2 protein-coding genes are annotated in these 1050 nt (G+C 68.3%); one reads left to right on the top strand and one right to left on the bottom strand.

The window, feature by feature from the left end; genetic code table 11:
• Positions 1 to 569: SDR family oxidoreductase (locus EN884_RS36845; RefSeq protein WP_128361172.1), on the top strand; the 569-nt coding region annotated here is incomplete at its 5' end.
• Positions 570 to 585: 16 nt separating this feature from the next.
• Here EN884_RS36845 and EN884_RS36840 read toward each other — a convergent pair.
• The coding region (locus EN884_RS36840; RefSeq protein WP_206617767.1) for a substrate-binding domain-containing protein at positions 586 to 1050 on the bottom strand (465 nt) is incomplete at its 5' end.

The following is a 1050-nucleotide window of genomic DNA, read 5'->3' as shown; positions in this document are numbered from 1 at the left end:
GGCTGGAGACGGCCGTCGTCGACATCGCGCGCGAAGACCAGGTCTCGGCGCTGTTCGCAGCGATTGGCGGACTCGACCACATCGTCTGCACCGCAGCCGACATCGAAGGCGCCTACCGGCTGCTGCCGGAGCTTGACCTGATGGCGGCGCAAAAGGTGGTGGAGAGCAAGCTGTATGGCCCGCTGCTGCTCGCCAAGCACGGTGCGCCGCGGCTGGCAGCATCCGGCTCCATGACCTTCGTCTCCGGTATCGCCGCCTATCGCCCAGCCGCACGCGGCTCCGTCGTTGCTGCTGTCAACGCAGCGCTCGAAGGCCTCGTGCGGGCGCTGGCGGTCGAGTTGGCGCCGATCCGCGTCAATGCCGTGTCACCCGGCTGGGTCGACACCACGATCTGGGCGCAAGTGGCCGGCGACAGGAAGGACGAGACGTTAGCCGCGATGGCCAAGCGGCTGCCGGTCGGGCGGATTGGCCAACCCGATGATATCGCCGACGCCATCGCCTTCCTGATCGGCAATGGCTTTACCACGGGAACGACGCTGCATGTCGAGGGCGGCCACCGCCTGATCTGAACCGCCGCTGCTTCCGTCAGGAGTTGTTTGCAAACAAGGCCTTGGAGCGGTTCGACGATTCAAGTCCTGAACCAGCCTTGGCGGGCTGCAGGGCCGGCACCAGCGTGTCGCGCGCGGCAGTGAGCAATTGCTTAAGCGCCGGCAGCTGGACGCGCCGGCGGCGCCAGATCATCACCAGCGGCGCCGTCCGCATCTGGCCGGGCCATCGCATTTCGACGATGTCGCCGCGTGCGAGCGCATCCGGGACGGCCAGGCGTGGAACGAGGGCGAGCCCCGCGCCGGCCGCCACCAGCCGCGCAATGGCGCCGATGCTGCCGACCTCGTTGGCAAGTCTGGGTGCGGCAGCGCCCGCCTCGGCAAAGGCCGTGTCGAACATGTGTCGGTAGATACATCCGGGCTCCGTTGCCACGAACTGCAGTTCGCCAAGCGCGGCAAGGTCGCCTGGCACGCTGCCCTGCCCCGGAGCCGCGACCAGCACCAG

The organism is Mesorhizobium sp. M7A.F.Ca.AU.001.01.1.1, assembly GCF_004022735.1.
GTDB lineage: Bacteria > Pseudomonadota > Alphaproteobacteria > Rhizobiales > Rhizobiaceae > Mesorhizobium > Mesorhizobium ciceri.
The sequence above is the reverse complement of the archived record's forward strand: the minus strand, read 5'-3'. Positions and strand labels throughout refer to the sequence as shown.